Source organism: Streptomyces flavusporus (genome assembly GCF_046267975.1).
Lineage (GTDB): Bacteria > Actinomycetota > Actinomycetes > Streptomycetales > Streptomycetaceae > Streptomyces > Streptomyces flavusporus.
Genome location: NZ_CP176503.1, coordinates 4,466,925 through 4,492,232, shown reverse-complemented (window position 1 = coordinate 4,492,232; position 25,308 = coordinate 4,466,925). Strand labels below are relative to the sequence as shown.

Below are 25,308 nucleotides of genomic sequence, written 5' to 3'. Positions count from 1 at the left end.
GTCCGGCGATTGAGGACGAGGCCGTTCAGGCCGAAGCGGGGGTCTGGGGGCGGCAGCCCCCAGGACGACGGCAACGACAGAGGCCCGCCTGACAGCAGACGGGCCTCAGCGGCATACGGCCGACGCTCAGCGCGAGCGCTTCGCCAGCCTCTCCACGTCCAGCAGAATCACCGCACGCGCCTCCAGGCGGAGCCACCCGCGCTGGGCGAAGTCCGCCAGCGCCTTGTTGACCGTCTCGCGGGACGCGCCGACCAGCTGGGCCAGCTCCTCCTGCGTCAGGTCGTGGACGACGTGAATGCCCTCCTCGGACTGCACGCCGAACCGGCGGGAGAGGTCCAGCAGGGCGCGGGCCACACGGCCCGGGACGTCCGAGAAGACGAGGTCGGACATCGCGTCGTTGGTCTTGCGCAGTCGACGGGCGACGGCGCGCAGCAGCGCGGAGGCGACCTCGGGGCGGGCGTTCAGCCAGGGCTGGAGGTCGCCGTGGCCGAGGCCGAGCAGCTTGACCTCGGTGAGCGCGGTGGCGGTCGCGGTACGCGGGCCCGGGTCGAAGAGCGACAGTTCGCCGATGAGCTCGCTCGGTCCGACGACGGCCAGCATGTTCTCGCGGCCGTCGGGGGACGTGCGGTGAAGCTTGACCTTGCCCTCAGTGACCACGTAGAGCCGGTCGCCCGGGTCGCCCTCGTGGAACAGGGAGTCACCCCTTGCGAGGGTCACCTCACTCATGGAGGCGCGCAGCTCTGCGGCCTGCTCGTCGTCGAGCGCCGCGAAGAGCGGATTGCGCCGCAGAACGTCGTCCACGAGTTCTCTCCTTGTCGACCTGCTCAGGGGAATCTTGCTCCCCCGTGTGTACCAGGGGACCCTGGTGCCCATTTTGCCGGACGGACCAAACAGTGTGATCTGTCACAAGGATGCCGCACGGCTGTCCCCAGGTAAGCGGCAGGGGTCCAATTGGGCGCCGATCTTCGGGGTCCAGGGCGGATGTCGGTGCAGGGCCTTAGGCTGGCCGAGTGTCCAAATAGCCGGTGAGAGCACAGGCCTAGGGAGCTGCACGGGTGGTTGTACGTCGGGATTCTGCCGTGGGCGAACAGGAGTCTGATGGCGGAAAGAAAGCTGCAAAAGCGACAAAAGATACGCCGGTAAAAAGCGCGACCGAGAAGAAGGCGACCGCGAAGAAGACGCCGGCCAAGAAGGCCACGGCGAAGAAGGCGCCGGCGAAGAAGTCAACGGCCAAGAAGGCCCCCACGAAGAAGCCCGCGGCCGCCGGGACGGCCACCGCCGTGGCCCGGAAGGCGACCCTCGGGCGGAAGAAGGCCGTCGCCGCCCCCAAGAAGGCCTCCGCCGCCGTCAAGAAGGCCCCGCCCGCGAAGACCGTCGCCCCGAAGCCGCCCAGCAACGAGTCCCGTACGGCCCTGGTCCGCCGCGCCCGCCGCATCAACCGCGAACTCGCCGAGGTCTACCCGTACGCGCACCCGGAGCTCGATTTCGAGAACTCCTTCCAGCTCCTGGTCGCCACAGTCCTGTCCGCCCAGACCACGGACCTGCGCGTCAACCAGACGACCCCGGCCCTGTTCGCCAGGTACCCGGGCCCCGAGGACCTGGCCGCCGCCAACCCGGAGGAGGTCGAGGAGATCCTGCGGCCGTGCGGCTTCTTCCGGGCCAAGACCAAGTCGGTGATGGGGCTGTCGAAGGCCTTGGTGGAGCAGTTCGGCGGCGAGGTCCCCGGACGGCTCGAGGACCTCGTGAAGCTGCCCGGTGTCGGCCGCAAGACCGCGTTCGTGGTGCTCGGCAACGCCTTCGGCCGTCCCGGCATCACTGTGGACACGCACTTCCAGCGGCTGGTGCGACGCTGGCAGTGGACCGAGGAGACCGACCCGGACAAGATCGAGGCCGCCGTCGGCGCGCTCTTCCCCAAGAGCGAGTGGACGATGCTCTCGCACTATGTGATCTTCCACGGCCGCCGTATCTGCCACTCCCGCAAGCCCGCCTGCGGCGCCTGCCCCATCGCCCCGCTCTGCCCGGCGTACGGCGAGGGCGAGACGGACCCGGAGAAGGCGAAGAAGCTGCTCAAGTACGAGAAGGGCGGCTACCCCGGCCAGCGGCTGAAGCCCCCGCAGGCCTATCTGGACGCGGGCGGCAAGCCGGCCCCGCCGCTGGGGGCCGGATGACGGGACGAGCGGCGCACACTGCACAGACCTCGGAGCGGCCGGAACGATCTCGGTGCCGCCCGGCGTTGGACGTAAACGGACGACGGGGGTGGCGATGACACGTGCGAGTCATACTCAGGGCGGTTCGGTGACGCTCAGCAAGGAGGGACTGCCCGCCTGGCTGGGCCCGGTGGTGCACGCTGTGGAGACGGTCGAGCCGTTGCAGCTGAGCCGCTTCCTGCCTCCGGCGGACGGCGCCGGCCGCCAGTCCGCCGTACTCATCCTGTTCGGCGAGGGTGAGCGCGGCCCCGAGCTGCTGCTGATGGAGCGGGCGAGCTCACTGCGCTCGCATGCCGGTCAGCCCTCCTTCCCCGGCGGTGCTCTGGACCCCGAGGACGGCGACCCCACGGCGGACGGGCCGCTGTGGGCCGCTCTCCGTGAGGCCGAGGAGGAGACCGGTCTCGACCCGTCCGGTGTGCAGCTGTTCGGTGTGCTGCCCAAGCTCTACATCCCGGTCAGCGGATTCGTCGTCACGCCGGTACTCGGCTGGTGGCGCGAGCCGAGCCCGGTCGGCGTCGTGGACCCGAACGAGACGGCGCGGGTCTTCACGGTTCCCGTGGCGGATCTCACGGACCCCGCCCACCGCGCGACCGCCATTCACCCCAGCGGCCACCGGGGCCCGGCATTTCTGGTCGAATCGGCCCTGGTGTGGGGCTTCACGGCCGGAATCATCGACCGCCTGCTGCACTTCGCGGGCTGGGAGAGGCCGTGGGACCGCGACAAGCAGGTCCCGCTGGACTGGCGGTCATGACAGGGTGGCCCTCGTGCTGTTGCCGGGCCCCCGGCCGACCTGGAGTGACCGCGAAGTGATGAGGCGAGGCTTGAAGCGGTGAACGTGCTGGACATCCTGTTGCTGGTCGCCGCCGTGTGGTTCGCGATCGTGGGCTACCGCCAAGGCTTCGTCGTCGGCATCCTGTCGGTGATCGGCTTCCTGGGCGGCGGTCTCGTCGCCGTCTACACACTGCCCGTCATCTGGGACGTGCTCACCGACAACTCCGAGGTGAACACGACCGCCGCCGTGGTCGCCGTCGTCGTCGTGATCGTCTGTGCCTCGGTCGGCCAGGCCCTGACCACTCACCTCGGCAACAAGCTGCGCCGCCACATCACCTGGTCTCCGGCCCGCGCCCTGGACGCGACCGGCGGCGCCCTGGTCAACGTCGTCGCCATGCTGCTGGTGGCGTGGCTGATCGGCTCGGCGCTGGCCGGCACCACGCTGCCGACCCTCGGCAAGGAGGTGCGCAACTCCAAGGTGCTGCTCGGGGTGTCCCGGGCCCTGCCCGCACAGGCCGACACCTGGTTCGCCGACTTCTCCTCGGTCCTCGCGCAGAACGGCTTCCCGCAGGTCTTCAGCCCGTTCTCGAACGAGCCGATCACCGACGTCCAGCCCCCGGACCCCGCCCTCGCGAACAGTGCCGTCGCCGCCCGCGCCCAGCGCTCCATCGTCAAGGTGATGGGCACCGCCCAGAGCTGCGGCAAGGTCCTGGAGGGCACCGGCTTCGTCTTCGACGAGCGCCGGGTCATGACCAACGCGCATGTCGTCGGGGGCGTGGACGAGCCCACCGTCCAGATAGGCGGCGAGGGCAGGCGGTACGACGCGACGGTCGTCCTGTACGACTGGGAGCGCGACATCGCCGTACTCGACGTACCCGACCTGGACGCGCCCGTCCTCGAGTTCACCTCCGAGGACGCGGCCAGCGGCGACAGCGCGATCGTCGCGGGCTTCCCGGAGAACGGCGCGTACGACGTGCGCTCCGCGCGCGTACGCGGGCGGATAACGGCCAACGGCCCGGACATCTACCACCGGGGCACGGTCCGCCGTGATGTCTACTCGCTGTACGCGATCGTCCGCCAGGGCAACTCCGGCGGCCCGCTGCTCACGCCCGAAGGCAAGGTCTACGGCGTGGTCTTCGCGAAGTCCCTCGACGACGCCGAGACGGGGTACGCGCTGACCGTGGACGAGATCCGCGAGGACATCACCAAGGGGCGTACGGCCAACCAGCAGGTGGGCAGCGACAGCTGCGCCCTGTGAGGGCCGTTCGAGGGATCAGCCGCGCGGGTGACGCAGGCGCATCGAGACCCAGCGCGCACGCCGGCGCAGAATGCGCGGGATGCCCACCCTGAGTTCCGTGCCCGCCAGTTGCGGGGTGCCCCGCTGGTGGGAGCTCAGGCCATTGCCCGAGCGGCGAGTGCGTGCTGCGTCACTGTAGTCGTGCGTCCAGCCCATACCCCGACGTGTGCCCCTGGCCCAAGGTCGATAACCGCCCCCGGAGCGCCCAATTGGCCTATGCGCCAGGCATTTGGCAGTTCGTAGCACAAGCGTTCAGAACCGCATACCGGGCGCATCGGCTCGGTCACCGATCGGGTTCGGGGTCTTTCAGCCAGTTGACGAGTTCCGACGAGAACGCCACCGGGTCCTCCTCGTGCGGGAAGTGACCCAGACCGTCGAACAGCCGCCAGCGGTACGGCGCTTCGACATACTCTCCGGAACCGGCCGCGCTCCTGGTCCGCATCACCGGGTCGAGGGAGCCGTGCAGATGCAGCGTCGGCACCCGCACAGGCCGCTTCATGCGCCGGTTGAACTGGATGCCGTCGGGCCGGGCCAGGGACCGCACCATCCAGCGGTACGGCTCGATGGAGCAGTGCGCCGTCGAAGGGATGCAGATCGCCCTCCGATACGTCTCCACGGCCCCGTCCTCCGGCAGCCGCGGGCCGGACCAGTCCCGGATCAGCCGGCCCACCAGCGCCCCGTCGTCCGCGACGAGCTGCCGCTCCGGGATCCACGGCCGCTGGAACCCCCAGATGTGGGAACTCGAGGCCGTCTGCTTGACGTCGGAGAGCATCGCCGAGCGCCAGCGCCGCGGATGCGGCATCGACGCGACCGCGAGGCGCCGGACGAGCTTCGGGCGCATCACGGCCGCCGTCCACGCCAGATAACCACCCAGGTCATGGCCGACGAGCGCGGCGTCCGGTTCGCCCAGGGACCGTACGACGCCCGTGATGTCGAGGGCGAGGTTGGCCGGGTCGTAACCCCGGGGCGTGCGGTCGCTGCCGCCGACGCCCCTCAGGTCCATGGCGACGGCCCGGAACCCGGCGTCGGCGAGGGCCACCAGCTGGTGCCGCCAGGTCCACCAGAACTGCGGGAAGCCGTGCAGCAGCAGCACCAGCGGTCCGTTGCCCAGCTCCGCGATGTGGAACCGCGCGCCGTTCGCCGCGACGTCCCGGTGCAGCCAGGGACCTTCGGGTCGTACGACCGAGGCGGGTTGCGCCGAAGGGGTGTCGGGTTCCGTCATGACGACGAGCGTGCCACAGCCTCGATGGCCTCGGGCACGCGGTCCTGGGGCAGCTCTTCAAGCTCCGGCCGCTCCGGTCGCGGATGCGGCTTGGCCTTCTGCAGCACGCCCGCCGTCTCCTTCACCGACGCGGCGACCTTCTGCGGGCCCCGGCCCTTCTTGGCCTTCTTCGCGAACACCACGCCGATCAGGGCGAGGACGAGGGCGATGAGGACGTTCGCCGCGAAGGACAGCAGGAAGCAGATCGCGAGGTTCCAGTCGCTCCAGGTCCGGATGCCGTACGCCAGGGCGAAGTTCAGCATCGGCAGGGAGAAGACGAGGAGTCCGGCGGCCGCGACGAACGCGCCGCCGGACGTCGCTCCGCGCTTGACGTCCTGCCTGATCTGCGCCTTCGCCAGTGCGATCTCGTCGTGCACCAGCGCCGACATCTCGGTCGTCGCCGAGGCGAACAACTGGCCGATGCTGCGTTCGGCGCCGACCGGGCTGCCGTCGGGTGCGCTCATCGCGGTCTCCCTCTTCTGCGTACGGGTCCGTCCATGCCTGATTGCGTACGGTCCCGACTTTTGTACCGTCCCGTCAGATCATGCCGGACCGTCGTTCTCCTCGCCTGCCCCGCCCGCGACTTCGGCAAGCGCGCGTCGCTCCGTCTCCCTGACTGCGGCGAGCCTGCGGTGCTCCGCGGCCTTGCGGTCGTAGATCTCCGCCATGCGGAGGTGGTACGCCGGGTCGTGCTCCTCGTAGATGTCCGGGACGCCGTCGAGGTCGTCGTCGCGCTCCTCGGCCTCGCACAGCCGGCGGTACTTGACGTTGCGCACCTTCAGTAGCGTGCCGGCGACCAGCGCCGCTATGAGGGAGCCTGTCAGTACGGCAGCCTTCACCTCGTCCGTCAGGACCGTGTCGCCCTCGAAGGCCAGTTCACCGATGAGCAGCGAGACGGTGAAGCCGATGCCGGCGAGCGACGCGACGGCGAAGACGTCGGCCCATTGGAGGTCGTCGCTGAGGGTGGCGCGGGTGAAGCGGGCGGTGAGCCAGGTGCCGCCGAAGATGCCGATCGTCTTGCCGACGACCAGACCGAGGACGACACCCAGGGTCTCCGGCTTGGTGAACACCTCCTTCATGGAGTCGCCGGAGAGCGAGACGCCTGCGCTGAACAGGGCGAACAGCGGTACGGCCAGGCCCGCGGACAGCGGGCGCACGAGATGCTCGATGTGCTCGCCGGGGGAGCGGTCCTCACCCTTGCGGGTGGTGCAGCGCAGCATCAGGCCCATGGCGACACCGGCGATGGTGGCGTGGATGCCGCTGTTGTACATCAGCGCCCAGATCACCAGGCCCAGCGGGACGTACACGTACCAGCCGCGTACTCCCTTGCGCAGCAGCAGCCAGAAGACGCCGAGGCCGACGACCGCGCCGCCGAGCGCCGCGAAGTCGATCGTCTCGGTGAAGAAGACCGCGATGATGAGGATCGCGAAGAGGTCGTCGACGACGGCGAGGGTGAGCAGGAAGGCGCGCAGTGCGCTCGGCAGGGACGTGCCGATGACGGCGAGCACGGCGAGTGCGAAGGCGATGTCCGTGGCGGTGGGCACGGCCCAGCCGTCGAGGGAGCCGCCGCCGAGGACGTTGGTGAGCGTGTAGACGAGCGCCGGTACGGCCATGCCGCACAGTGCGGCGACCACGGGCAGGACGGCCGCCTTGGGATCGCGCAGATCGCCGGCGACCAGCTCACGCTTGAGCTCGATACCGGCGACGAAGAAGAAGATCGCCAGGAGGCCGTCGGCGGCCCAGTGCTCGATCGAGAGGTCGAGGCCCAGGGCCTCGGGGCCCAGGTGGAAGTGGCTGACGGTCTCGTAACTGTCGTGCAGCGCAGGTATGTTCGCCCAGAGCAGTGAGGTGACGGCGGCGAGGAGCAGCAGCACACCGCCGACGGTCTCGGTGCGCAGCGCGTCCACGACGAAGGTCCGCTCGGGCAGCGACAGGCGTCCGAGTACCTTGCGAGGGGTGATGGGCGCGGTCACGGCGAGACCTCCGGTCGGTGGGCAGCACGGAACACATGCCGACCAGACTTCCCGGCGCACCTGAGATCACTGTTGCGTTGTTGACGCTTTTCTTAGCTTACCTAAGATGCGGCGGACCGGTCCGGTGAACTTCACGTTAGGTGCAAAAAGGGCACCCGGCGCGCCTGTCAGGCGTCTTTCGCCGGGTGCCCTGTCGGGTCGCCCTCAGCCCTCGATCGTTCTCAGTCCTCGCTGGGTGCAGCCGGGAGCTTCGCCTGGATGAGATCCATGACCGTGGAGTCGGTCAGCGTGGTGACATCGCCGAGCTGGCGGTTCTCCGCGACGTCCCGCAGCAGCCTGCGCATGATCTTGCCGGAGCGGGTCTTCGGCAGCTCCGCCACGGGCAGGATCCGCTTCGGCTTGGCGATCGGGCCGAGGGTGGCGCCCACGTGGTTGCGCAGCTCGGCCACCAGGTCCTCGGTCTCCGCCGCCGTACCCCGCAGGATCACGAAGGCGACGATCGCCTGCCCGGTCGTCTCGTCCGCGGCGCCGACCACGGCCGCCTCGGCGACCGACGGGTGCGACACGAGCGCCGACTCCACCTCGGTCGTGGAGATGTTGTGGCCGGACACCAGCATCACGTCGTCCACCCGGCCCAGCAGCCAGATGTCGCCGTCGTCGTCCTTCTTCGCCCCGTCACCGGCGAAGTACTTGCCTTCGAACCGCGACCAGTACGTGTCGAGGAACCGCTGGTCGTCGCCCCAGATGGTGCGCAGCATGGACGGCCACGGCTCGGTGAGGACCAGGTAGCCACCGCCGCCGTTGGGGACCTCGTTCGCCTCGTCGTCCACGACGGTCGCGGAGATGCCGGGCAGCGGACGCTGCGCGGACCCCGGCTTGGTCTCGGTGACCCCCGGCAGCGGCGAGATCATCATCGCGCCGGTCTCGGTCTGCCACCAGGTGTCCACGATCGGCGTGCGGTCGGAGCCGATGTGCTTGCGGTACCAGATCCACGCCTCGGGGTTGATCGGCTCACCGACGGAGCCGAGGACACGCAGGGAGGACAGGTCGAACTTCGCGGGGATGTCGTCGCCCCACTTCATGAACGTACGGATCGCGGTCGGCGCCGTGTACAGGATCGTCACCCCGTACTTCTGCACGATCTCCCAGAACCGGCCCTGGTGCGGGGTGTCCGGTGTGCCCTCGTACATCACCTGCGTCGCACCGTTGGCGAGCGGCCCGTACACGATGTACGAGTGCCCGGTCACCCAGCCGACGTCGGCGGTGCACCAGTAGACGTCGGTCTCCGGCTTGAGGTCGAAGACGGCGTGGTGGGTGTACGCCACCTGGGTGAGGTAGCCGCCGGAGGTGTGCAGGATGCCCTTCGGCTTACCCGTCGTACCGGATGTGTAGAGGATGAACAGCGGGTGCTCGGCCTCGAACGCCTCCGGGATGTGCTCGGCGGACTGCCGTTCGACGAGTTCATGCCACCACACGTCTCGCTCGTCGTTCCAGGCGACCTCCTGACCGGTGCGGCGCACCACGAGCACATGCTCGACGTTGTCCACGCGGGCGATCGCGTCGTCGACGGCCGGCTTGAGCGCGGACGGCTTGCCCCGCCGGTAGCCGCCGTCGGAGGTGATGACGACCTTCGCGTCGGCGTCCTGGATGCGGGTGGCGAGCGCGTCGGCCGAGAAGCCGCCGAAGACCACGGAGTGCGCGGCGCCGATCCGGGCGCAGGCCAGCATCGCGATCGCGGTCTCGGGGATCATCGGCATATAGACCGCGACCCGGTCGCCCTTGCGGACCCCCAGCTCCAGCAGGGCGTTGGCGGCCTTGGAGACCTCGTCCTTGAGTTCGGCGTAGGTGATGGCGCGACTGTCGCCGGGCTCGCCCTCGAAGTGGATGGCGACGCGGTCGCCCTGCCCGGCCTCGACATGCCGGTCGACGCAGTTGTACGCGACGTTGAGCTCGCCGTCCTTGAACCACTTGGCGAACGGCGGGTTCGACCAGTCCAGTGTCTCGCTCGGCTCCTTGGCCCAGGTCAGCCGACGGGCCTGCTCGGCCCAGAAGCCGAGCCTGTCAGCCTTGGCCCGTTCATACGCCTCCGCCGTGACGTTGGCGTCGGCGGCCAGGTCGGCGGGGGGTGCGAACCTACGCTCCTCACGAAGCAGGTTGGCCAGGCTCTCGTTGCTCACGACATCTCCCTCTCGAAGGGTGTCCGTTGTGTCCCGGGCCACAGCTCATCAGACCTGGTGGTCCGATGACAAGGGTCGACTGAATATTGGTTTAGACCTGTCGGGGGTCGCGCCCGTGGGGTGACCGGGTCGCCTCGAACCGCTTCCGACGCCGGTCATCCCTTCCCACGGACCGCGCGCGGCCCTGGTTCAGTCCTGTAACGCCCCTCACACCTGCGGACCGCACCGGGCCACGCGTCATGCGGACAGGTCCACCGGCCGCACGGTGTCGAACACCTTCTCCTCCTCCGCCTCCTCCGCCTCCTCCGCATCGACGAGCAGATATGCCTGCGCCTCCCCCACGTGGAAGTACATCCCGTGCAGCTCCAGCGCGCCCTCGCGCAGCGCGCGGGACACCGACTCGTGGGCGCGCAGGTGCTCCAGTTGCTGCACGACGTTGGTCAGGCAGAGCTGCTCGACCGCGTCGGCGGGCGCGCGCCCGGCCAGCCGGGCCCAGGGCCGCCCGGTGTCGGCCATGCGCTCGAGGCTGGGCAGCCCGTGCCGCAGCCACCGCCTGAGGGGCGTCCGCGCGCCGTCCGGCTCGGAGTTCAGCAGCGCCTGCATGGCCCCGCACCCGGAGTGCCCGCACACCGTGATGGACCGCACCTTCAGCACGTCCACCGCGTACTCGATTGCCGCCGCCACCGAGTCGTCCCCGCTCTCCTCGCCGGGCAGCGGCACGAGGTTGCCCACATTGCGCACCACGAACAGGTCCCCGGGACCACTGGAGGTGATCATCGAGGTGACCAGGCGTGAGTCGGCGCAGGTGAGGAAGAGCTGGGACGGCCGTTGCCCCTCCCGGGCCAGTCGGGCCAGCTCGGCCCGCACCAGGGGAGCGGTGTTGCGCTGGAACGCGCTGATTCCGCGCACCAGTTGGTGACTGCTCGGCTCGTGACCGCCGGCGTCACCCGGCCCGGGCAGTCCCTCCCGGTCGGGCATGACGCTGACGTGGATGCCCTCACCGCACGTGCCCGAACCATCCCCGACGGTCTCGGGGCCGTCCGTTCCGCCCGGGTGCTCACCGGCCGGCTGCGCGGACTGCGGGCGGTCCCGCTCGCACTGGTGGTTGCGCCAGGGCGTCCAGGGACGGCATCGGCAGCCGCCCGAGTCGGCCGGCTCGGGGACCCAGGAACCTCCGTGGCGGCCGGAGGCGCCGGTGCGCTCGGCGATCCGGACCCCGGCACTGCGGCCCGTCAGTTCGACGGAACCGCCCCGCGCGGTGTGCGTCTTCTGCCAGTCGTGCAGGGTCTCGTACGCCGCGTGGTCCATGAACGAGCCGTCCAACTCGACGACCACGTCCGCCCCGTGGGGCACGAGGTGCAGGGCCCGGCTGAGCCTTGGCACCGCGAGGAACGTCAACTGCCCTCGTACATGTACGTGATGGACTCCTTCCGTCTCGTAGTGCGTGATACGTGTGCGGGTCAGGCGGTGCAGGGCGACGCCGACGGCCATGGCGATCCCCAGTGCCACGCCCTCCAGGACTCCCAGGAGCACCACGCCGGCGGTGGTGACGGCGTACACCAGCACCTCTCGATGGCGGGTCACCGTGCGGATGTGGTGCAGGGACACCATCTGGATGCCGACGGCCATCACCAGGGCGGCGAGCGAGGCGAGCGGGATGAGCTCCAGGATCGGGACCATCAGCAGCGCGGCGACTACTACGAGAACGCCGTGCAGCATCGTGGAGTTCCGGCTGACGGCACCGGCTCGCACATTCGCCGCGCTGCGCACCGCGACACCGGTGACGGGCAGTCCGCCGAGCGCTCCCGAGACCATGTTCGCGGCGCCCTGTCCGCGCAGCTCGCGGTCGAGGTCGGCGCGCGGCACGGGCGGCCCCCCGGGACGGGAGGCGGCCAGCCTGTCCACGGCTACCGCGGACAGCAGCGACTCGACGCCACCGACCAGCGTGATGGTCAGTACGGCGGCGATGAGTCCCGCCACGGGTCCTTCCGGCAGCCCGGCCAGGGCGTGGCTGCTCCACGACGGCAGGTCGACCCGGGGCAGTCGCAGCCCGCCGAGTGCGGCCACAGCGGTGGCCGCCGCCACCGCGGCGAGCGCCGCCGGGACCAGCCGTACGACTCGCCCCACCTGCCCGGGGATCCGCGGCCAGACGAGCAGGACGGCCAGGGTCAGGACGCTCATGGACAGAGCAGTCGGATGCAGGTCGGCCAGCTGGGCGGGCAGTTCGCGCACGTTGTCGACGACGGAGCTGTGGGGGGCGCCGCCGAGGACGATGTGCAGCTGGGCCACGGCGATGGTGACGCCGATACCTGCGAGCATGCCGTGCACGATGGCGGGGCTGACGGCGAGCGCGGTGCGCGCCACGCCCAGGAAGCCCAGGCCGAGTTGGGTGAGGCCGGCGAGGATGGTGATGGCGCACGTCGTACGCCAGCCGTAGCGCTGGATGAGGTCGGCGGTGACCACCGTCAGGCCGGCTGCGGGGCCGCTCACCTGGAGCGGGGCGCCGCCGAGCCGGCCGACGACGAGTCCGCCCACGGCGGCGGCGACGAGGCCGGCCTGCAGGGGCGCGCCGGTGGCGAGGGCGATGCCGAGGGACAGCGGCAGGGCGATCAGGAAGACGGCGATGGAGGCCGACACGTCGGCGCCGGCGACGGGGAAGCGGCGGTGCCGGGGCGGTGGCGGGCTGTGCGGTGGGCGGGTGCGTTCGGGGCCGTAGGGGTCGGTGGCACGAGTGGGGACGCAGGCTGACATGTTTCCCGTCTCCTCCGGGGCAGCGCGGTCGCGGAACAGGTGGTCCCGCCCGGCGGCGGGGTTGGGTCGCGGCCGTGGGTCACGGCGTGCAGCGGCGGGATGTGACAACTCTCAGTAAATGAATCGTAATGCAGGGTAAAGGTCGGGCATGGATTTTCCCGGCAAATGGGTTAGAGCATCGCCTCAGTGGGTGAAATGAGCTTTTGATCGGCTTGTCTTACTAATTCCTTCTCCTTCTCATGCGACCTTGGCCGCGCTGCCAACTCATCGACTGGAGAAGGAAGGTGGGCGGAACATGGCCGCCACCCAGAGGATCGCCGCGGTCGCCGTGGTCGCCGCGGCCTGTGCCGCATCGCTCGCCGGTTGCACGACCGGCTCCGACAGTTCGGAGGAGGGGGCCCCCGGCCCGCAGCAGGGCGCCGGGGTACCCAGGAGCCCGGTCCGCCTGATCGGTGACGGCTCCACCGCGTTCACCGGGGCGCAGCCGCATCTGCCCCGGCCCGAGCGGCTGAAGCCCGGTGCGAAACCCCCGCAGTTCGTGGTGTTCTCCTGGGACGGCGCCGGCGAGGACAGCCAGCACCTGTTCTCCCACTTCCGCAGGGTCGCCAGGGAGAACAACGCCACGATGACGTACTTCCTCAGCGGCGTGTACCTGCTGCCCGAGGACAAGAAGGACCTCTACCGCCCACCGCAGCACTCGCCCGGCCGCTCCGACATCGGCTTCAACGACCGCGAGGGCATCGCCGACACCGTGAAGCAACTGCGGCTGGCGTGGTTGGAGGGCAATGAGATCGGTACCCACTTCAACGGTCACTTCTGCGGCAACGGTGGCGTCGGTGAGTGGTCGGTGGAGGAGTGGAAGGAGGAGATCGCCCAGGCGAAGAAGTTCGTGAAGTCCTGGAAGACCAACGCCGGCATGGAGGACGCCTCCCCGCTGCCCTTCGACTACGACAAGGAGCTGATCGGAGCGCGCACTCCCTGTCTGGAGGGCCAGAAGAACTTCATGAAGGCCGCCCGCGAGCTGGGCTTTCGCTACGACACCAGCGGCGTCAACAGCCAGGTCTGGCCCGGCAAGAAGGAGGGCCTGTGGGACCTGTCGATGCAGCTCGTGCCATTCCCCGGGCACACCTACGAACAGCTGACCATGGACTACAACTTCATGGTCAACCAGTCGGGCACCACCACCCAGGGCGACCCCGACAAGTACGAGTTCTGGGGCGACCAGATGCGCGACGGCCTGCTCCAGGGCTTCCAGCGGGCATACAACGGCAACCGCGCACCGCTGATCATCGGCAACCACTTCGAGTCCTGGAACGGTGGCGTCTACATGCGCGCCGTCGAGGAGGTCATCGAGCAGGTGTGTACCAAACCCGAGGTGCGCTGTGTCTCCTTCCGGCAGCTCGCGGACTGGCTGGACGCCCAGGACCCGAAGACCCTCGCGAAACTGCGCACGCTGAAGGTCGGTCAGGCCCCGAAGCACGGCTGGGCGTCCTTCCTGTCCGTGCGCCCCGCCCCGGCCCCGAAGGGAGTCCCCGGGGCGCCGGCGGACAGGCAGTAGGAGTCGTCACGCGGGGGTGGCGACACTCTCACTGAGTACGAACCCGGGGTCGATCTGCGCCGCCAGGTCGACCCCGAGGCGCTCATTGCCCCAGGACTGGGCGTTCTTCAGGTGGAAGTGCACCATCTGGTGGGTGTAGCGCTCCCAGTCGCGCAGTTCGTACGTCGCGTCGGCGGCCGTACGCAACGTGCGCAGGGCGTGCTGGTTGACGTCCTCCAGGTGCTCGAACCGGGGCGGCCGGCCCTTCTCCATGGCGCGCACCCAGTCCGAGTGCCCGACGGTCTCGAGCAGGTCGTCCCCGACTTCGGCGCGGAGGAAGTCGAGGTCGTCCTGGCCCTGAACCTTGTTGCCGACGACCTTCAGCGCAACGCCGAAGTCGCGGCCGTACTCCTTGTACTGGCGATAGACGGAGACCCCCTTCCGGGTCGGCTCGGCGACGAGGAACGTGATGTCGAAGCGGGTGAACAGGCCGGAGGCGAAGGAGTCCGAGCCTGCGGTCATGTCGACCACGACGTACTCGTCGCGGCCGTCCACCAGGTGGTTCAGGCACAGCTCCACCGCTCCGGTCTTGGAGTGGTAACAGGCGACCCCCAGGTCGGCGTCCGTGAAGGGGCCGGTGACCATCAAACGGACGGCCCCGCCGTCGAGTTCCACCGGCCGGGCGCAGGCGTCGTAGACCGGATTGTCCTCGCGCACCCGGAGCAGCCGCGAGCCCTCGCCCGGCGGCGTGGTCTTGATCATCGAATCGGCCGAGCCGATGCGCGGATTGGAACCGCGCAGGCAGTCCTTGATCAGGGTGAGCCGGTCGCCCATCGCGGGCAGTCGGGCGGCCTCCGCCTCCTCGAGGCCGAGCGCGGCCCCGAGGTGCTGGTTGATGTCGGCGTCGATCGCGATGACCGGGGCGCCCGAGGCCGCCAGATGGCGGATGAACAGGGAGGACAGGGTGGTCTTGCCGCTGCCGCCCTTCCCGACGAAAGCAATTTTCATGTTCACCAAGGGTAGTGCCATGCTGGCGGTGCGTGGCGGGTGCAGGTGAAGAAGACCACTCCATCGTGGGGTGTGCGCCCGGGGTGGCTAGGGTCGTACTCATGAGTACGACAGGTGGGACCGCCGATCCGTTCGCGGCCCTGGGCGCGCTGCCCGGTGTGGCCGAGTCGGTGGAGTCCGTGCGCAAGGCCGTGGACCGGGTCTACGGGCACCGGATCATGCGCCGGCGGAGCAACGAGATCACCTCCGAGGCGGCGCTGCGTGGCGCCCGCGGTTCCGCGGCGCTGTCCGGCGCGGACTGGGCTCTGGAGGAGGTGCGTCGGCGCACCGACTTCAGCGGGGACGACGAGGCGCGGGTCGTGGGTGCGGCGCTCCGATTGACAGCCGAGGCCGGTCAACTGCTGTCCATCTGGCGGCAGTCGCCCCTGCGTGTGCTGGCCCGGCTGCACCTGGTGGCCGCCGCGGACAAGGCCGAGCAGGTGGGGCGGCCCCGCCGGCCGGGCGAGCCCGTCGACGAGCCGCTGATCGAGCAGCCGCTGCCGGATGCGGCCGAGGTGTCCGGGCGCCTGGAAGGCCTGGCCGAGCTGATCATCGCGGGCAGTTCGGCTCCCGCGCTGGTCACGGCGGCCGTCGTGCACGGTGAGCTGCTCGCGCTGCGCCCCTTCGTCTCGCACAACGGCCTGGTCGCGCGCGCGGCCGAGCGGATCGTCCTGGTGGGCAGCGGCCTCGACCCGAAGTCCGTCTGTCCGGCCGAGGTGGGGCACGCCGAGCTGGGCCGCACGGCCTATCGGGAGGCGTTCGACGGCTACCTCTCCGGCACTGCGGAGGGCATGGCGGCGTGGATCGCCCACTGTGGCAGGGCGGTCGAGCTGGGCGTGCGCGAGTCGACGGCGGTGTGCGAGGCACTCCAGCGCGGGGCGGCGTAATCGTCCGAAAAGGGTTGCGGCGGTACGAGTTCTCGTACCGCCGCTGGCATGAGCACCGGGTTACCAAGCGTCCTCGATATGTCGCCCATCAGGTCGGGAACTTTGCCCGTCACCTGGTGCAGCTGGCCCGTAATCGACGGGTCGACGTCGCGTGGGTGCCCGGTGTTCATGCTCGGTCCGTGGGGCCAGTGTGCGAATTTAGGTTGATCCCTTCGGATGGCCTTGGTCTCGCGGGCCGTTAAGTCCTTTGTACTCCAGGTCCCGAGTGAGTGGAAGTGGTGGCTGCGCTTCTTTACTTTTAGCCCTAAAGGCGTATTAAACGGGCGCCGGTTTTCCCGACGTGGGTGTGGTCAGGTCAGACGGCCGCCGCCCGGCGCCGGTTCGTGTACCAGACAAGGCCGGCGGTGGCTGCCGCGGCCCCTATTGCGGCGGCCGCGACGAGCGCCGGACGCGGCGGTACGGAGAGGGCGGGCAGCCGCTGCTTGAGCCGGACCGGGCGGTGGAAGTCGAGAATCGGCCACCCGCGCGCGAGTGCCTCACGGCGTAGTGTGCGGTCCGGATTCACGGCATGCGGACGGCCGACGGACTCCAGCATCGGCAGGTCGGTCGCCGAATCGCTGTAGGCGTAGCAGCGCGACAGGTCGTACCCCTCGGACGCGGCCAGCTCCCTGACGGCCTCCGCCTTCGTCGGGCCGTAGGCGTAGTACTCGATCTCGCCCGTGTAGCACCCGTCGTCGCCCACGACCATGCGCGTGGCGACCACGCGGTCGGCGCCGAGCAGTTCGCCGATCGGCTCGACCACCTCGGAACCCGACGTGGACACGATCACCACATCGCGTCCGGCGGTGTGGTGCTCCTCGATGAGGGAGGCGGCCTCGTCGTAGATGATCGGGTCGATGATGTCGTGCAGCGTCTCGGCGACGATCTCCCTGACCTGCTGGACGTTCCAGCCGCGGCACAGCGCGGACAGGTATGCGCGCATACGCTCGATCTGGTCATGGTCGGCGCCGCCCGCGAGGAACACGAACTGGGCATATGCGGATCGCAGGACACCCCGGCGGTTGATCAGTCCGCCTTGGTAGAACGACTTGCTGAAGGTGAGCGTGCTCGACTTCGCAATGACCGTCTTGTCCAGATCAAAGAAGGCCGCCGTGCGGGGCAAGGAGTGGTTTTCCACGACCCAGAGCATAGGGGCAGCCCATTCGGCGTAAGCTGGGGCGCGTGGGTTTGCCTGAGAGGGCTCTCGGGTACACCATGGAAGTCACGGATCGTTCGCGACCGTGCTAACCCGGTCCGACTCCTCCCCCCCGAGTCGGCCGTGGGGACGACCCCCGCTCTCCCCCCCGGCGGGGGTCGTCGCATGTCCGGGTGGGTTTTCTCGTTCTCCCTGTGGCCGCGGTGCGGCCTCGAGGCGGCTGCGGCCGCCTTTTTTGCATGCCCATGATCCGTCACTGTCGGTAGTCATCGGACTGCTCTCCGGAAGTCGCACAGGAGATGGCGCAGGGCTCACCGGTATGGGTGACGGCGATATTCACAACCATCGAGTTGTCCACAGTTATCGACCAAGATCCACACGATTTCCGGGATCGCTGCACCGTGATTCCTGCGCAGCCGCTCGCGGCGAGTTCCTGACCGGTTCCGTTTGCCGGACGCGTATGGCCAGTTTCTGTCGGCTGTTCATATGGAGGCCGCCGGCCGGTTCTTCACACGTTCGGGAATCGCGGGGGCTGCGCGAACGAAGCAGACAAGCAGCGAAGGGGGAGGAAACCGTGACCGGAACCTTCACACACGATCCGCCGTCGGCCGCCGGAGGGCGGCAGAGCCGGCCGCTGATCATCACCGAGGACGCCGAACTCCTCGACGACCTGCTGCGCCTGTGCGCGGCGGCCGGAGCCACACCCGAGGTCCACCACTGTGTGCCGGAGCGGGGCGGCGGCTGGGAGGCCGCGCCACTCGTTCTCGTGGGGGACGACGCCGCGCGGCGGGTGCGAGGGGCCGCGCGCAGACACGGAGTGGTGCTGGTCGGCCGTGACCAGGACGACCCCGGTGTGTGGAAGCGGGCCGTCCGGATCGGTGCCGACCACGTCCTGATGCTGCCCGACGGCGAGCAGTGGCTGGTCGACCGCATCGCCGACGTCGCCGAGGGCGTCGGCCGGCCCGCGCTCACCGTCGGCGTCATCGGCGGCCGCGGCGGCGCCGGAGCGTCCACGTTGGCCTGCGCACTCGCCGTCACCTCCGCGCGCGAGGGACTGCGCACCCTCCTGGTGGACGCCGATCCGCTCGGCGGCGGACTCGACGTACTCCTCGGCGGCGAGACCGCCGAGGGACTGCGCTGGCCCGCCTTCGCCGCCTCGCGCGGGCGGGTGGGCAGTGGCGCCCTGGAGGAGTCACTGCCCCGACTGCACTCGCTGCGGGTACTGAGCTGGGACCGCGGCGACTGCGTCGCCATCCCGCCGCAGGCCGTACGGGCGGTGCTCGCCGCGGCCCGGCGCCGGGGCGGCACCGTCGTGGTCGATCTGCCGCGCCGCATCGACGACTCGGTCGCCGAGGCCCTCGCCCAGGTCGACATCGGGCTCCTCGTGGTCCCGGCCGAGCTGCGCGCGGTCGCGGCGGCCGGGCGGGTGGCGTCCGCGGCCGGCATGGTGCTGCGGGACCTGCGGGTGGCGGTACGGGGGCCGTACGCGCCCGGGCTGGACGACCGCGAGGTGGCCCGGCTGCTTGGACTGCCGCTGGCCGGCGAGGTGCCCGTCGAGACGGGGCTGCTGCGCCCCCACGAGGGCAAGGCGCCGCCCGGCGCGGCCCGCGGTCCGCTGGCGCGCTTCTGCACGGGGTTCTGGGAGCGGGCGCTGGTCGAGGCGGGTGCCGCATGAACACCGTCACCGAGCCACTGCTGGACGGTGTGCGGCAGTGGCTGGCCGAGAGCGGCGCCGAACCCACCCCCGCGCGCGTGGCGCAGGCGCTGCGCGAGCAGGGGCGGGTGCTCGGAGACGCCGAAGTTCTGGGGGCCGCCGAGCAGTTGCGGTGCGAACTGGTCGGCAGCGGGCCGTTGGAGCCGCTGCTCGCCGATCCGTCCGTGACCGACGTACTGGTGTCCGCTCCCGACCGGGTCTGGGTGGACCGGGGTGGTGGCCTGGAGCTGACGTCCGTCTCCTTCCCGGATGCGGCGGCGGTACGACGGCTCGCGCAACGCCTGGCCGCGGTGGCCGGGCGGCGCCTGGACGACGCCAGGCCGTGGGCCGACGCCCGGCTGCCGGATGGCACACGACTGCATGCGGTTCTGCCGCCGGTCGCCGTGGGCTGTACGTGCCTGTCCCTGCGCGTCGTGCGCCCGCGCGCGTTCACGCTCGACGAGCTCGTGGCGGCGGGCACGGTACCGCCGGGCGGGGACCGCGTGCTGCGGGCACTGCTCTGGGCGCGGCTGTCCTTCCTGATCAGCGGCGGTACAGGCAGTGGCAAGACGACGCTGCTGAGCGCGCTGCTGGGGCTGGTCGGGCCGGGTGAGCGGATCGTGCTCGCCGAGGACTCGGCCGAGTTGCGGCCGGACCACCCGCATGTCGTACGCCTGGAGAGCAGACCCGCCAACCAGGAGGGCGCCGGGCTCGTCACGCTCCAGGACCTGGTGCGGCAGGCGTTGCGGATGCGGCCGGACCGGCTGGTCGTGGGAGAGGTGCGCGGACCCGAAGTGGTGCATCTGCTGGCCGCCTTGAACACCGGCCACGAGGGCGGCTGCGGGACCGTCCACGCCAACGCGGCTGCCGACGTACCGGCTCGCCTGGAAGCGCTCGGCACGGCGGCCGGGCTCGACCGGGCCGCGCTGCACAGCCAGTTGGCGGCTGCCCTGTCGGTCGTACTGCACCTCGTCCGCGACAGGACCGGGCGGCGGCGGATCGCCGAGGTCCATGTGCTGGAGCGGGACCCTTCGGGGTTGGTCAGGCCGGTACCGGCGCTGCGGTGGGGCGCGGAGGCGTTTGTCCGCGAGCGGGGCTGGGAGCGGTTGTGGGCATTGCTCGGCGGGGCGGGGTTGCCCCCCGGCGAGATGGGTGAGACGGGGGTGCCTTTCGGCAGGGCAGGTGAGGCAGGGCTGCTCTCCGGCGGGGCGGGCGAGGCGGAGCTGCTTTCCGGCGGGGACGAGTGGGAGCTGTTTCGCAGCAGGAACGAGAGGGGCGGTGAGCGGTATGGGTGAGACGGCGTTGAGTGCGGCCGTCGTGTGTGCCGGGGCGGCGGTGTGGCTGATGGGTGGCCGGTATTCCGGAGCGCGGCGGGCGCGACTGCTGCTTGCCGGCGGCGGGGTGGTGGGCAGTGGATCCCCCGGGTGGCGGCGGCTGGCCGGCGAGCTGCGGCGGGTGCGGGGGCGGCTGCAGGCCGAGTGGTGGGCGGTGGTCGCCGGCGCGGTGCTCGCGGTGCTGGGGTCGTCGGTGCTGCCGGTCGTCGCGGGGGCGGCCGGAGTGCCACTGCTGCGCCGGGTACGGCTGGCCGGGGAGGCGCGACGGACACGGGAGCGCCGGGCGGACGAGGTGATTGTGCTGTGCGGGACGCTCGCCGGCGAGGTGCGGGCCGGACGGCAGCCGGGACAGGCGTTGCTGAGGGCCGCGCGTGACTCCGGAGGGCTCGGAGACGCGCAGGCGGCCGTGCTGGCGGCGGCGCGGTTCGGCGGGGACGTGCCGGGGGCGCTGGCGGCCGCGGCAGGGCAGCCGGGGGCCGACGGGCTGCTGGGCCTCGCGGCGTGCTGGCGGGTGGCCGTGGACCGGGGCGCGGGACTCGCGGCCGGGCTCGACCGGCTCGAAGCGGCGCTGCGTGCCGAACGGGACCAATGTGCCGAGCTGCGCGCCCAGTTGGCCGGCTCCCGCTCCACGGCGGTGATGCTCGCCGCGCTGCCCGCCCTCGGCCTGCTCCTCGGCGCCGCCTTGGGCGCGGACCCGCTGCACGTCCTGTTGCACACCGGCGCCGGGCTGGGCTGCCTGCTGATCGGCGGAGTGCTGGAGGGCGTGGGGTTGTGGTGGGCGCTGCGGATCGTGAAGGGAGCCGAGTCGACATGAGCGCGGACGTTGTCCACAGGCTGGGGGCGGCCCTGGGGGTTGCGCTGGTCCTGGCGTGGTTGCTGCGGCGGATGGAGGTCGCGCGGCGGGAACGCCGGGTACGGCGGCGGCTGGCCGGACTGCTGGCCCTGGACACCACGGTCGCCGGCCCGCGATTCGAGGTGGCGGGCGTGGTACGGCGGTGGTGGCCGACGGTCGGTGTGGTGGGCGCCGGATGGGTCCTGGTCGGTGGGGGCGCGGGTGTCCTCGTGGGACTCGTCGGTGCGGTCGGGTTGTGGCGGTGGCGTCACCGGCGAGCCGTGCCGGACCGGGGTGAGGAGTCCGACGCCCATACGGCCGCCCGGCAACTTCCGCTCGCCGCCGATCTGTTGGCGGCCTGCATCGCGGCCGGCGCCGGTCCGGCGATTGCCGCACAGGCCGTCGGCGAGGCCCTGGGCGGCCCGGTCGGGGAGGCGCTCGCCCGGGGTGCGGCGGAGGTACGGCTCGGCGGCGAGCCGGCCGAAGCCTGGCGGAGGTTGGCTGCGACACCGGGCGCCGCCGCCTTGGCACGGCTGCTGGAACGGGCCGGCGTCTCCGGGCTCCCCGCGGCCGGACCCGTCGCGAAGATCGCCGCGGACGCCCGCGCCGAATGGTCCCGCACCGCGACGGCTCGGGCCCGGCGGGCGGCCGTCATGGTCACCGCGCCCGTCGGGTTGTGCTTCCTGCCCTCGTTCATCGCGGTCGGCGTGCTGCCCGTGGTGATCGGGCTGGCGGGCGGGGTGCTGGGAGGGGGTGGTGGTTGAGGGGCGGCGCGGGTGTGGACGTACGGCGGACAGCAATTGACCACAGCAGTGAGCGCTGAGCGCTCAACCAATGATCAACCAACGATCGGCAAGCGATCAACGACAAGGAACTTCACGGGGGTTGAGATGAACAAGGCAGTACGGGCGCGTGTACGCGCCCTGGTGTGCAGGATGCGGGGTGGGCGGAAGGAGGCCGGAATGGTCACCTCCGAGTACGCGGTGGGAATCGTCGCGGCGGTGGCCTTCGCGGTGCTCCTCTACAAGGTGGTGACGAGCGGGCAGGTCAGCGCGGAGCTGCAGAAGATCGTGAAGGATGCCCTCGATGCGCGGATGTGAGCGGCGTGCGCGGCGCGGGGATCAGGGGTTCGTGACGGCGGAAGCGGCCGTGGTGCTGCCCGTGCTGGTGATGTTCGCGATGGGGCTGGTGTGGGGACTGCTCGTCGTGGCCGCGCAGATCCAGTGCGTGGACGCGGCACGGACGGGCGCCCGTGCGGCGGCCCGGCAGGACCCGCACGACGCGGTCGTCGAAGTGGCTCGTGAGGCTGCCCCGCCGGGGGCGAAGGTCACGCTCAGCCGGGAGGGCGATCAGGTCCGGGTCGTGGTGGTGGCCGAGGCTCCTGCGCTGGGCGGTCTGTCCTACGAGGTACGGGAGGAGGCCGTCGCGGCCGCCGAGGAGACGGTGGAGGCGGGCGGATGAGGGGCGGTGAATCGGACCGCGGGTCCGCCACCCTCTGGAGCGTCGGTGCGATCGCCGTCCTGTGTGTGGTGTTCGGCGTCGTACTCGCTCTGGGGCAGGCCGTCGTGACCCGGCATCGCGCGGCCGGCGGCGCGGACTTCGCGGCCCTCGCCGCGGCGGACCACTGGGCGCAGGGCGGCACGGCGGCCTGCGCCCGGGCGGACCGGGTGGCGCGGGCGCAGGGCACGCGGCTGGTGAGGTGCGTGCTCGTGGGTGAGGTCTCGGACGTGACGGCGGCGGCCGGGCGGGGGCCGTTCGCGGCGGAGGTCAGGGCGCGGGCGGGTCCTGCGGGGCCGGTCCCGCCGACGGACCTTCCGGCTCCCCCGCCTTCTCCAAAGGCGCCCCCCGCAACAGCACCGTGAGCAACCGCACTGCTCCCCGTTTGTGCAGCGGATCGTTGCCGTTGCCGCACTTGGGGGACTGGATGCAGGACGGGCAGCCGGCGTCGCACTCGCAGGAGGCGATGGCCTGGCGGGTGGCGGTGAGCCAGGCGCGGGCGGTGTGGAAGGCGCGCTCCGCGAAGCCCGCGCCGCCGGGGTGGCCGTCGTACACGAAGACCGTCGGCAGGAGCGTGTCCGGGTGCAGCGGGACGGACACGCCGCCGATGTCCCAGCGGTCGCAGGTCGCGAACAGCGGCAGCATGCCGATGGACGCATGCTCGGCGGCGTGCAGCGCGCCGCCGAGGATTTCCGGGCTGATGCGGGCCTCGTCCAGCTGGTCCTCGGTGAGCGTCCACCACACCGCGCGCGTGCGGAGCGTGCGGGGAGGGAGGTCGAGTTTGGTCTCGCCCAGGACCTCGCCGGTGATGAGGCGGCGGCGGAGGAAGGAGACGACCTGGTTGGTGACCTCGACGGAGCCGTAGCACAGGCGGCCCTCGCCCCAGGGGATCTCGACGTCCGTCTCCAGCACGGAGATCGACGTCGTGTCGCGGGCGACCGTCGAGTACGGCGGGTTGGCCTCCTCGACCAGGGCGACCGAGTCGTCCAGATCGAGGGTTCGGACCAGATACGTGCGGCCCTGGTGGAGGTGGACGGCTCCCTCGTGCACGGTCGTGTGCGCGGCGTCGGCGTCCACCGTGCCCAGCAGTCGGCCGGTGCCGGCCTCGACGATCTGGATGGGTCGGCCGCCCTCGCCGCGGATGTCGGCCAGGTCGGCCGCCCGCTCCCGGCGGGTCCAGTGCCAGGCCTTCGTCCGGCGGCGCAGCAGCTTCGCGGCCTCCAGCTGCGGGAGCAGCTCCGCGCATGCGGGGCCGAACAGCTCCAGGTCGTCCTCGACCAGGGGGAGCTCCTCGGCGGCGGCGCACAGGTGGGGTGCGAGGACGTAGGGGTTGTCGGGGTCGAGGACGGTGGATTCCACCGGTTGGTCGAACAGGGCCTCCGGATGGTGGACCAGGAACGTGTCCAGTGGGTCGTCACGGGCGACCAGGACGGCCAGGGCGCCCTGGCCCGAGCGGCCCGCCCGGCCGGCCTGCTGCCACAGGGACGCGCGCGTGCCGGGATATCCGGCGATCACGACCGCGTCCAGGCCCGAGACGTCGACGCCCAGCTCCAGGGCGGTGGTCGCGGCCAGGCCGAGGAGCTCGCCGGAGTGCAGGGCGCGCTCCAGGGCACGGCGCTCCTCCGGGAGGTAGCCGCCGCGGTACGCGGCCACGCGCCGGGACAGCGAGCGGTCGATCTCTGCGAGCCGCTCCTGGGCGATCACGGAGATCAGCTCGGCGCCGCGCCGGGAGCGTACGAAGGCGACGGAGCGCACGCCCTGCACGGTGAGGTCGGTGAGCAGGTCGGCCGTCTCGGCGGTCGCCGTGCGCCGTACCGGCGCGCCCTTCTCGCCCCGCATCTCGGTGAGCGGGGGCTCCCAGAGGGCGAACACCAGCTCACCGCGCGGGGAGGCATCGTCGGCGACCTCCACCACCGGGAGGCCGGTGAGGCGGCGGGCGGCCACGGCGGGCTCGGCGGCGGTCGCGGAGGCCAGCAGGAAGACCGGCGACGCGCCGTAGCGCGCGCACAGTCTGCGCAGCCTGCGCAGCACCTGGGCGACGTGCGAGCCGAAGACGCCGCGGTAGGTGTGGCACTCGTCGATGACGACGTACTTCAGCGACTTCAGGAAGGAGGCCCAGCGTGGGTGGGAGGGCAATATGCCGCGGTGCAGCATGTCGGGGTTGGTGAGGACGTACGTGGCGTACTGGCGGATCCACTCGCGTTCCTCGAACGGGGTGTCGCCGTCGTACACGGCCGGCCGTACCGCCTGGCCCAGGGGATGTGAAAGTTCCTTCACGGCTCGGCACTGGTCCGCCGCAAGTGCCTTCGTGGGGGCCAGATAGAGGGCCGTGGCGCCGCGACCGTTCGGAGCCGCCGAGCCGTCCAGGAGCGTCGAGAGGACGGGGACGAGGTAGGCCAGGGACTTGCCCGACGCCGTGCCGGTGGCGACGACGACCGAGTCGCCGTCCAGGGCATGCTCGGCCGCCCGGGCCTGGTGGGCCCAGGGGTGTTCGATGCCCACGGCCTGCACCGCCGCGATGACCTCGGAGCGAATCCGGTCGGGCCAGACTGCATGGCGGCCCGCCCGCGGGGGCAAATGCTCCGTATGAGTGATGCGCGAAGCCCGGCTCGGCCCCGAGGCGAGCCGGTCCAGGACCGTGCCCGGCGCGGGGCGGGAGGCGGTGTCCGTCGGGGTTCGATCGGATCGGTGATTCTTGGCCATCGGCACCGAGTGTGTCACCGGCGTGACGGACAATGGGTCCAAGGCGTCGTGTACGCCTGCCGGTAAGTGATTGAATGCCATCGCGGCTGGCGAACCGTCCAGGGGGCTCTGCCGAGATGTCCCGAGGACGACCGCTCGATAGCAAG

The 25,308-nt window shown here is 71.0% G+C and carries 22 protein-coding genes; 12 read left to right on the top strand and 10 right to left on the bottom strand.

Annotated features, from left to right (window positions below; genetic code table 11):
* Positions 1–126: 126 nt before the first annotated feature.
* Positions 127–801 carry a Crp/Fnr family transcriptional regulator gene (locus tag ACKTSN_RS21260; RefSeq protein ID WP_133928442.1) on the bottom strand — a complete coding sequence of 225 codons (675 nt, stop codon included), beginning with the start codon at positions 799–801 and terminating at the stop codon, positions 127–129.
* A 278-nt stretch (positions 802–1,079) separates the two neighbouring features.
* On the opposite strand from ACKTSN_RS21260, the gene nth reads away from it, so the two are divergent.
* The 3 genes from nth (at position 1,080) to ACKTSN_RS21245 (ending at position 4,236) form a co-directional block, all read left to right on the top strand.
* A complete protein-coding gene (gene nth, locus ACKTSN_RS21255) occupies positions 1,080–2,168 on the top strand; it encodes an endonuclease III (protein WP_409470562.1) in 1,089 nt (362 codons plus the stop codon).
* 94 nt (positions 2,169–2,262) lie between these two features.
* Complete coding sequence (locus ACKTSN_RS21250; protein WP_409474886.1) at positions 2,263–2,958, top strand: NUDIX hydrolase; 696 nt, start codon at positions 2,263–2,265, stop codon at positions 2,956–2,958.
* Positions 2,959–3,036: 78 nt separating this feature from the next.
* Positions 3,037–4,236: a MarP family serine protease gene (locus ACKTSN_RS21245; RefSeq protein ID WP_409470561.1), complete on the top strand. Its 1,200-nt coding sequence runs from the start codon at positions 3,037–3,039 to the stop codon at positions 4,234–4,236.
* 15 nt (positions 4,237–4,251) lie between these two features.
* On the opposite strand, the gene ACKTSN_RS21240 is transcribed toward ACKTSN_RS21245, so the two are convergent.
* The 6 genes from ACKTSN_RS21240 to ACKTSN_RS21215 all read right to left on the bottom strand — a co-directional run bounded on the left by ACKTSN_RS21240 (position 4,252) and on the right by ACKTSN_RS21215 (position 12,437).
* Entirely contained in the window at positions 4,252–4,431 is a 180-nt protein-coding gene (locus ACKTSN_RS21240) for a hypothetical protein (protein WP_224734534.1), read from the bottom strand.
* A gap of 127 nt (positions 4,432–4,558) precedes the next feature.
* A complete protein-coding gene (locus ACKTSN_RS21235; RefSeq protein WP_409470560.1) occupies positions 4,559–5,497 on the bottom strand; it encodes an alpha/beta fold hydrolase in 939 nt (312 codons plus the stop codon).
* Positions 5,494–6,000 (bottom strand): phage holin family protein, encoded by a 507-nt coding sequence (locus tag ACKTSN_RS21230; protein WP_409470559.1) that lies wholly within the window; start codon positions 5,998–6,000, stop codon positions 5,494–5,496. The genes ACKTSN_RS21235 and ACKTSN_RS21230 overlap by 4 nt, the downstream gene beginning before the upstream one ends.
* Positions 6,001–6,078: 78 nt before the next feature.
* Positions 6,079–7,509 carry a Na+/H+ antiporter NhaA gene (nhaA, locus tag ACKTSN_RS21225; RefSeq protein WP_409470558.1) on the bottom strand — a complete coding sequence of 477 codons (1,431 nt, stop codon included), beginning with the start codon at positions 7,507–7,509 and terminating at the stop codon, positions 6,079–6,081.
* A 221-nt stretch (positions 7,510–7,730) separates the two neighbouring features.
* Complete coding sequence (gene acs / locus ACKTSN_RS21220; protein WP_409470557.1) at positions 7,731–9,686, bottom strand: acetate--CoA ligase; 1,956 nt, start codon at positions 9,684–9,686, stop codon at positions 7,731–7,733.
* A gap of 237 nt (positions 9,687–9,923) precedes the next feature.
* Positions 9,924–12,437: a bifunctional SulP family inorganic anion transporter/carbonic anhydrase gene (locus tag ACKTSN_RS21215; RefSeq protein WP_409470556.1), complete on the bottom strand. Its 2,514-nt coding sequence runs from the start codon at positions 12,435–12,437 to the stop codon at positions 9,924–9,926.
* 295 nt (positions 12,438–12,732) lie between these two features.
* Between ACKTSN_RS21215 and ACKTSN_RS21210 the strand changes: the two genes are divergently transcribed.
* Complete coding sequence (locus ACKTSN_RS21210) at positions 12,733–13,995, top strand: polysaccharide deacetylase family protein (protein ID WP_409470555.1); 1,263 nt, start codon at positions 12,733–12,735, stop codon at positions 13,993–13,995.
* Positions 13,996–14,001: 6 nt separating this feature from the next.
* On the opposite strand, the gene ACKTSN_RS21205 is transcribed toward ACKTSN_RS21210, so the two are convergent.
* Positions 14,002–14,982 (bottom strand): ATP-binding protein, encoded by a 981-nt coding sequence (locus ACKTSN_RS21205; protein ID WP_409470554.1) that lies wholly within the window; start codon positions 14,980–14,982, stop codon positions 14,002–14,004.
* Between the two features lie 101 nt (positions 14,983–15,083).
* On the opposite strand from ACKTSN_RS21205, the gene ACKTSN_RS21200 reads away from it, so the two are divergent.
* The gene (locus ACKTSN_RS21200; protein ID WP_409470553.1) at positions 15,084–15,908 is read left to right on the top strand and encodes an oxidoreductase; all 825 of its coding nucleotides are present in this window, start codon (positions 15,084–15,086) and stop codon (positions 15,906–15,908) included.
* A gap of 355 nt (positions 15,909–16,263) precedes the next feature.
* On the opposite strand, the gene ACKTSN_RS21195 is transcribed toward ACKTSN_RS21200, so the two are convergent.
* Entirely contained in the window at positions 16,264–17,097 is an 834-nt protein-coding gene (locus tag ACKTSN_RS21195; protein ID WP_409470552.1) for an HAD family hydrolase, read from the bottom strand.
* 580 nt (positions 17,098–17,677) lie between these two features.
* Here ACKTSN_RS21195 and ssd point away from each other — a divergent pair.
* The 7 genes from ssd to ACKTSN_RS21160 all read left to right on the top strand — a co-directional run bounded on the left by ssd (position 17,678) and on the right by ACKTSN_RS21160 (position 22,824).
* Positions 17,678–18,778 carry a septum site-determining protein Ssd gene (gene ssd / locus ACKTSN_RS21190; RefSeq protein WP_409470551.1) on the top strand — a complete coding sequence of 367 codons (1,101 nt, stop codon included), beginning with the start codon at positions 17,678–17,680 and terminating at the stop codon, positions 18,776–18,778.
* Positions 18,775–20,091 carry a TadA family conjugal transfer-associated ATPase gene (locus tag ACKTSN_RS21185; protein WP_409470550.1) on the top strand — a complete coding sequence of 439 codons (1,317 nt, stop codon included), beginning with the start codon at positions 18,775–18,777 and terminating at the stop codon, positions 20,089–20,091. Before ssd ends, ACKTSN_RS21185 begins: the two co-directional genes overlap by 4 nt.
* A complete protein-coding gene (locus tag ACKTSN_RS21180) occupies positions 20,084–20,944 on the top strand; it encodes a type II secretion system F family protein (RefSeq protein ID WP_409474885.1) in 861 nt (286 codons plus the stop codon). The genes ACKTSN_RS21185 and ACKTSN_RS21180 overlap by 8 nt, the downstream gene beginning before the upstream one ends.
* On the top strand, positions 20,941–21,726 hold the full coding sequence (locus ACKTSN_RS21175) for a type II secretion system F family protein (protein ID WP_409470549.1): 786 nt from the start codon (positions 20,941–20,943) through the stop codon (positions 21,724–21,726). The genes ACKTSN_RS21180 and ACKTSN_RS21175 overlap by 4 nt, the downstream gene beginning before the upstream one ends.
* Before the next feature lie 126 nt (positions 21,727–21,852).
* Entirely contained in the window at positions 21,853–22,062 is a 210-nt protein-coding gene (locus ACKTSN_RS21170) for a DUF4244 domain-containing protein (protein WP_409470548.1), read from the top strand.
* A complete protein-coding gene (locus ACKTSN_RS21165; protein ID WP_409470547.1) occupies positions 22,049–22,423 on the top strand; it encodes a TadE family type IV pilus minor pilin in 375 nt (124 codons plus the stop codon). The genes ACKTSN_RS21170 and ACKTSN_RS21165 overlap by 14 nt, the downstream gene beginning before the upstream one ends.
* Positions 22,420–22,824 (top strand): Rv3654c family TadE-like protein, encoded by a 405-nt coding sequence (locus ACKTSN_RS21160; protein ID WP_409470546.1) that lies wholly within the window; start codon positions 22,420–22,422, stop codon positions 22,822–22,824. The genes ACKTSN_RS21165 and ACKTSN_RS21160 overlap by 4 nt, the downstream gene beginning before the upstream one ends.
* Here the strand turns inward: ACKTSN_RS21160 and ACKTSN_RS21155 are convergent.
* Complete coding sequence (locus tag ACKTSN_RS21155) at positions 22,730–25,243, bottom strand: DEAD/DEAH box helicase (protein WP_409470545.1); 2,514 nt, start codon at positions 25,241–25,243, stop codon at positions 22,730–22,732. The genes ACKTSN_RS21160 and ACKTSN_RS21155 overlap by 95 nt on opposite strands.
* Positions 25,244–25,308 lie beyond the last annotated feature (65 nt).